Source organism: Streptococcus cuniculi, from assembly GCF_004570575.1.
Classification (GTDB): Bacteria; Bacillota; Bacilli; order Lactobacillales; family Streptococcaceae; genus Streptococcus; species Streptococcus cuniculi_A.
Window position 1 is genome coordinate 1 of record NZ_SPPD01000129.1, and the last position, 381, is coordinate 381.

Here is a 381-nt window from a genome sequence, read left to right on the forward strand (position 1 = left end):
AGATTATATTGATTGGATACATATTCTTAATAATTCATATAGCTTATTTTCAAAACTGTAAACTTCAAAGAAATATATTTTTTCCAATTTGCATGATAAAATAATTTTAATTATTTTATATAGAACAGAGGGATAACATGGTTGAAAATCGTGAATTATATATTAGACCTATTAAATTAGAAGATTTAAAGAGTATATGGCAGATGGCTTTTAAGTACTCAAATCCTGAATGGAAGTTATGGGATGCGCCTTATTTTCCTCATCATGCTATGTCGTATGATGATTTTTTGCTCCAAAAGGATGATTGGATCAATGTTCCGAATAGATGGGCTGTAATTTACAACGACAAAGTTATTGGTACAGTTTCTTATTATTGGGAAC

The 381-nt window shown here is 28.6% G+C and carries 1 pseudogene; it reads left to right on the forward strand.

What is annotated here, in order from left to right:
• Positions 1–137: 137 nt before the first annotated feature.
• Positions 138–381: pseudogene (locus E4T82_RS12370) on the forward strand (GNAT family N-acetyltransferase); the annotation flags it as partial.